Source organism: Brevundimonas sp. (assembly GCF_046299535.1).
Classification (GTDB): Bacteria; Pseudomonadota; Alphaproteobacteria; order Caulobacterales; family Caulobacteraceae; genus Brevundimonas.
Genome location: NZ_JBKBIB010000006.1, coordinates 171,093 through 177,742, shown reverse-complemented (window position 1 = coordinate 177,742; position 6,650 = coordinate 171,093). Strand labels below are relative to the sequence as shown.

Sequence of the window (6,650 nt, the reverse complement as noted above, 5' to 3'; positions counted from 1 at the left end):
GGCGGTGTCCGTCCGGCGCGGCCGCGCCGCGGTGGCGGTGGTGGAGCTGTCCACCGGGCAGGTGGAGACCATCGTCAGCGATCCCGGCGATCTGGCCGCCAATCTGGCCGCCTTCCGCCCGTCCGAGGTGCTGGTGCCTGACCGGCTGTTCTCCGACGACGACATCCGCGCCGCCCTGGACGGCTCCGGCGGGGTGGTGCAGGCGCTGGCGCAGGGGCTGGCCGAGCCCGCCGCGGCGCGGGATCGGGTGCAGCGCCTGTACGGCGTCGCCACCCTCGACGGTTTCGGCGCCTTCGAGGAGGCCGAGGTGTCCGCCCTGGGCCTCGCCGCCGCCTATCTGGAGACCACCCAGGCGGGCCGCCTGCCGGTGCTGAAGGCCCCGCGCCGTGCGGCCCAGGCCGGCTGGCTGGCCATCGATCCGGCCACCCGCACCAGTCTCGAGATCGACCGCGCCCAGTCCGGCGCCCGAGAGGGCAGCCTGCTGGCCTGCGTGGACCGCACCATCACCTCGGCGGGCGGCCGGTCCCTGGCCGAGCGCATCACCCGGCCCCTGCGCGATCCCGCCGCCATCAATCATCGACTGGACGCCGTGCAATGGTTGCTGGAGCGCCGCGACCTGCGCCGCGACCTGCGCGAGGTCCTGTCCGGCTCGGCCGACGTGGCGCGGGCCGTGACCCGGCTGGCGCTGGGGCGGGGCGGCCCGCGCGATCTGGCCGCTGTCCGCTCGGGTCTGAAGACCGCCGAGGCCGTCTCCGCCCTGTTCGCCCGATCCCCGGACCCTCTTACCGGCCCGCCCGCCGAGATCGAGGACCGGCTGTCGGACCTGTCTCCCACGCCCGACACGGGCGCCCTGCTGATCGATCTGCAGGAGGGGCTGGTGGACGAACCGCCCCATCTGGCCCGCGACGGCGGTCTGGTGCGCCCCGGCTGGCGGCCGGAGCTGGAGGCCGTGCGCACCCTGCGCGACGACAGCCGCAAGGTGATCGTGGATCTGGAGCAGCGCGCCCAGACGGAGTCCGGCGTGGCCTTCAAGGTCAAGCACAACGCGGTGCTCGGCTATTTCCTCGAGACCAGCGCGAAGAACGCCGAACCCCTGCTGCGCCCGCAGTCGGGCAGCCCCTTCATCCATCGCCAGACCCTGGCCAATCAGGTCCGCTTCACCACCGTGGAGCTGTCGGAGCTGGACGCGAAGATCAGCCAGGCCGGCGCCCGCGCCCTGGCCATGGAGGGCGAGATCTTCGAGGGCTGGCGCCGCGCCGTGGCCGATCTGGCGCCCCCGCTTCAGGCCGTGGCCGACGCCCTGGCCGAACTGGACGCCGCCGCCGCTCTCGCGGAATGGGCCGTCGAGACCAACGCCGTGCGCCCCGATGTGGACGCCTCGCTGATCTTTCAGGTCTCGGGCGGCCGCCACCCGGTGGTCGAGGCCGCGGTCACCCGCGCCGGCGATCCCTATACGCCCAACAACTGCGCGCTGGACGGCTCGGGCGCCGACTGCGCGCGCCTGTCCATCGTCACCGGCCCCAACATGGCGGGCAAGTCCACTTTCCTGCGCCAGAACGCCCTGCTGGTGGTGCTGGCCCAGGCCGGCGCCTTCGTGCCCGCCAGATCCATGCGGCTGGGCGTGGTGGACCGGCTGTTCAGCCGCGTCGGCGCCGGCGACGATCTGGCGCGGGGCCGCTCCACCTTCATGATGGAGATGGTCGAGACCGCCGCCATCCTGACCCAGGCCACCGACCGCAGCTTCGTGGTGCTGGACGAGATCGGCCGGGGCACCGCCACCTATGACGGTCTGGCCATCGCCTGGGCCGTGGCCGAGGCCCTGCACGAGACCAACCGCGCCCGCACCCTGTTCGCCACCCACTATCATGAGCTGGCCCGGCTGGAGGAGCGGCTGGCCCACGTCTGCAACCTGTCCATGAAGGCACGCGAGTGGAACGGCGAGCTGGTCTTCCTGCACGAGGCGACGCCCGGCGCGGCGGACCGCTCCTACGGCGTGCAGGTGGCCAAGCTGGCGGGGGTGCCCCCCTCGGTGGTGGGCCGCGCCCGCGAGGTGCTGGATCGGCTTGAGGCGGACAAGGCCTCCAGCGTCCGGCTGGACGACCTGCCCCTGTTCGCGGTGCACGAGCCGGAGCCCGTGTTCGGTCCGTCCCCCACGGACGAGGCCCTGGCCTCCATCAATCCCGACGAGCTCAGCCCGCGCGAGGCGCTGGAGGCGCTGTACCGGTTGAAAGGCCTGGCCCGCCCGTGACCCGGCCCTCCGCCCTGGATGACCGTCTCGCCGCCCTCAAGGACGCGGCCGACGTCCGCGCCGAGGTGGCCGCCGCCCTGTCCGAGCACTGGAGCGCGGGCCGCGAGAAGGCGGCCTCGAAACTGGCGTCAGGCCTGGGCGGGGTCGAGGTGGCGCGCCTGTTCTCCGGGGCCGCCGACGAGATGCTGCAGGCCCTGTGGCGCTTCACCACCCAGGTCCTGCACCCGTCCGACAGCGTCGACGAGGACGGCAAGCTGGCCCTGCTGGCCACCGGCGGCTACGGGCGCGGGGTGCTGGCGCCGTACTCGGACCTGGACCTGCTGTTCCTGCGCCCGGCCCGGGCCGGCGAGCGCATCGAGCGCGTCACCGGCTTCATGCTCTATGTGCTGTGGGATCTGGGGGCCAAGGTGGGCGTCGCCTCGCGCACCATGAACGAGGCCCTGACCCTGGCCCGCGACGACATGGTCATCCAGACCTCCCTGCTGGAGGCGCGCTTCCTGGCCGGCGACGAGGTCATGGCCGACGCCTTCCTCAAGGTGTTCCGCCGCGAGATGACCAGGACCGACCCTCGCGCCTTCATCGCCGCCAAGCTGAAGGAGCGGGACCAGCGCCACTCCCGCGCCGGCGCCGTGCGCTACCGGGTCGAGCCCAACATCAAGGACGGCAAGGGGGGCCTGCGCGACCTCAACGCCCTGTTCTGGATCGCCCGCCGCCTGACCCCCGACAGCCTGCTGGGCGCCGAGGCGCTGGAGGGCCTGCTGACCGGCCGCGAGCGCCGCACCTTCGAGGAGGCCTTCGACTTCCTGTGGCGGGTGCGCCATCACCTGCACCGCACCGCCGGGCGGGCCGAGGAGAAGCTCACCTTCGACCTGCAGCCCGAGGTGGCCCGGCGCATGGGCTGGCAGGGGCGGGGCGACGAACCGGCCGTGGAGCGCTTCATGCGCCGCTATTTCCTGGTGGCCCGCGACGTGGGCGGCCTGACCCGCGCCCTCTCCGCCAAGCTGGAGGAGCGGGGCCAGAAGCACGCCCTCAGCCTCACCCGCCTGATCCCCCGCCGCCGCCGCCAGCTGGGCGAGCCCGGCTTCGTGGAGGACCACGGCCGCCTGTCGATCACGGGCCCGGGTGTGTTCGAGGCCGAGCCCTTGCGCCTGCTGACCCTGTTCCAGCTGGCGGACCGTCACGATCTGGACCTGCACCCGGACGCCTTCTCCGCCGTCACCCGCTCGCTGAATCAGGTGACGCCGAAGCTGCGCCGCGATCCGGCGGCCTCGGCGGCGTTCCTGGACATTCTGGCGGACGGCGACCGGCCGTACCGGGTGCTGACCCTGATGAACGAGACGGGGCTTCTGGGCCGGTTCCTGCCGGAATGGGGCCGCATCGTCGGCCAGACCCAGTTCAACATGTATCACGCCTATACGGTGGACGAGCACACCCTGCAGGCCATCGGCGTCATCAACGACATCGCCCGCGGCAAGCTGAAGGACGACCATCCGCTGGCCTCCTCCCTCATGCCCCTGATCCGGGATCACGCGGTGCTGATGCTGGCCATGCTGCTGCATGACGTGGGCAAGGGCGGCGACCGCGGCCAGCTTGAGGACGGCGCCATCGCCGCGCGCCGGGCCTGCGAACGGCTGGGTCTGGACCCCCGGCGGGCCGAGCTGACAGCCTGGCTGGTGCGCCAGCATCTTACCCTGTCCGACTACGCCCAGAAGCGCGACGTGTCTGATCCGGCCACCGTGCGCGCCTTCGCCGAGATCGTCGGCGATCTGGAGCGCCTGCGCATGCTGCTGGTGCTGACCGTGGCCGATATCCGCGCCGTCGGCCCGGGTGTCTGGAACGGCTGGAAGGGCCAGCTGATGCGCGACCTGTACCGCCACACCGAGCGCCAGTTCCGGGGCGACGCGGCCGGGATGGACGATCCCCTCAGCCGCCCCATGGCCGCCTATGACGCCCTGGTCGAGCGCGCCCGCCGCGACGGCGCCGCCGCCATGGCGGGTCCCTCCGACAATCAGGCCGCCGAGGTGGCCATCGCCGCCACCGACCGCCCCGGCCTGTTCGCCCTGATCGCCGGGGTCATGGCCGATCTGGGGGCCGACATCGTCGGCGCACGGGTCACCACCGCCGCCGACGGCATGGCGCTGGACATCTTCCAGCTCCAGGACGGGGCGGGCGAGCCCTACGGTCTGGCCGAGCCGCGCCGTCTGCGCCGACTGCTGGCGGCGCTGGAGCGGGTGGGGCGCGGCGGCGCCGTCGCCCCCGCCGACCCGGCCGCCCCTGCCAGCCCCCGCCGCGCCGCCTTCGACGTGCGCCCGGTGGTGATGATCGACAATGCGGCGTCCGAGACCGCCACGGTGATCGAGGTGTCCGGCGCCAACCGGCCGCGCCTTCTGGCCCAGCTGTCCCGCGCCCTGGCCGATCTTGGCCTGTCGATCCGCTCGGCCCATGTGGTCACCTTCGGCGAGCGGGCGGCGGATTCCTTCTATGTCACCACAGACAAGGGCCAGAAAATTACTGGCGAAAAGCGGTTGTCCATCATTCGTTCGGCGCTGGAGGCGGTGATGGATCAGGCCCCGCCGCCCGGTCCGCGGGGGCGCCCGCTGATCCGCGCCCGCGCCAGCGCCCGCGACGTCTCCGAACTGGGCCGCAAGGCCGCCGTTCCCCGCCGCGCCGAAGCGCGCTAAGGGCCATCAACGCGCCATCCCGGATGTTTCGCTGAATGACCATCGATCCCGAAATCCGGGCCTCGGCCTCGACCAATCCGCTTGCGCCGGAGCCCCCCAAGTCCGGCGGCGTGATGCGCTCCTCGGCCATCTTCAGCGGCCTGACCCTGATCAGCCGCTTTGTCGGCTTCGCCCGTGACATCGCCATCAACGCGGTGCTGGGCGCCTCGGTGGGTCCGGCGGCGGACGCCTACAACACGGCCCTGAGCTTTCCGAACCTGTTCCGCCGCATCTTCGCCGAGGGCGCCTTCGCGGCCGCCTTCGTCCCGGCCTATGCCAAAAAGCTGCGCCTGGACGGCGAGGCGGCCGCTGACAAGGTGGCCACCGACGCCATCGCCATGATCGCCGTCTCCACCCTGATCCTGACCCTGGCGGCCCAGCTGGCCATGCCGTGGCTGATGGCGGTCATCAACATCGGCTTTCTGGATGACCCGGTCCGCTACAATCTGGCGGTGATCCTGACCCAGATCACCATGCCCTATCTGCCCTGTATGGCCATCGCCGCCCTGCTGTCGGGGGTGCTGAACGCCCGGGGGCGGTTCATCGTCTCGGGCGCCTATCCGATCCTGATGAACGTCATCATGCTGATCGCCGTGCTGACCTCGCGCGGGGGGCCGGAAGCGGCGGCCTACGCGGTGTCCTGGGGGGTGCTGATCTCGGGCGTGGCCCAGGCGGGGCTGTGCTTCTGGGCGGTGCGCAAGGTCGGGGCCAACATCCGCTTCCGCATGCCGCGCCTGTCGCCGGAGGTGAAGGCCATCATCATCACCGCCGTGCCGGCCGTGATCGGCAACTCCGCCACCCAGATCAACGTCTTCCTGTCCGGCAATCTGGCCTCCTTCGTGGAGGGCGGGCGCAGCTGGCTGGCCACGGCGGACCGGCTTTACCAGCTGCCGCTCGGCCTCGTCGGCGTGGCCATCGGCATCGCCCTGCTGCCCAAGCTGTCCTCGGCCATCGCCGCCGAGGACCGCGCCCAGCAGCAGGCCTCCATGGATGAGGCGCTGGTCCTGGCCATGGCCCTGACCCTTCCGGCCGCCACGGCCATTCTGGCCATGCCGTATTTCCTCATCGACGGCCTGTTCACCCGCGGGGCGTTCCTTGAGGTGGACGCCCTCAACACCGCGCAGATCCTGTTCCAGTTCGGCTGGGGCGTGCCCGCCTTCATCCTGATCCGCATCCTGGCGCCGGCCTTCTTCGCCCGTCAGGACACGAAAAGTCCCATGAAATACGCCCTTGTGGCCGTGGCGGTGAACGCGGTGCTGGCCCTGTCCCTGTTCCTGATGGGGGCCGGCGTTCAGGGCATCGCGGCGGCCACCAGCGCGGCGGCGTGGGTCAATGCGGGCCTGCTGGCCCTGACCCTGTGGCGCCGGGATCATTACCGCCCGGCCGCCACCGCCATCCGGCGCATGGCCCGCATTCTGGTCGCCAGCCTGGTCATGGGGGCCATGCTGGTGGTCGCCGCTTCGTCCCGCGCCATGATCGAGGTGCCCATCGACGGCCTGCTGGGCCGGGGCGGCAAGGAGATCGCCCTGATCGGCGTCACCGGCGTGGGCGGTCTGGTCTATCTGATCCTGCTGTTCGTCACCCGGGCGGTGACCATCGGCGAGGTGAAGGGTCTGATCCGGCGCGAGCGCAAGGCCTGATCCCGGCTTGCCCTGCGGGCGGCGCTGGGGCATTGCCACGCC

The 6,650-nt window shown here is 72.0% G+C and carries 3 protein-coding genes; all 3 read left to right on the top strand.

Going from position 1 to position 6,650, the window contains the following annotated elements:
- On the top strand, nt 1–2,248 hold a 2,248-nt coding region (mutS, locus tag ACK4FB_RS06710), incomplete at its 5' end, for a DNA mismatch repair protein MutS (RefSeq protein ID WP_409749522.1).
- Nucleotides 2,245–4,929, top strand: a complete 2,685-nt coding sequence (gene glnD / locus ACK4FB_RS06705; RefSeq protein WP_409749519.1) for a [protein-PII] uridylyltransferase — start codon at nt 2,245–2,247, stop codon at nt 4,927–4,929. The genes mutS and glnD, both read left to right, overlap by 4 nt.
- Nucleotides 4,930–4,964: 35 nt before the next feature.
- Nucleotides 4,965–6,608 carry a murein biosynthesis integral membrane protein MurJ gene (murJ, locus tag ACK4FB_RS06700; protein WP_409749516.1) on the top strand — a complete coding sequence of 548 codons (1,644 nt, stop codon included), beginning with the start codon at nt 4,965–4,967 and terminating at the stop codon, nt 6,606–6,608.
- Nucleotides 6,609–6,650: the final 42 nt, after the last annotated feature.

Excerpts from the sequence above, each read along its gene's own strand:
- murJ (WP_409749516.1), top strand. The coding sequence starts at position 4,965 with ATGACCATCGATCCCGAAATCCGGGCCTCGGCCTCGACCAATCCGCTT.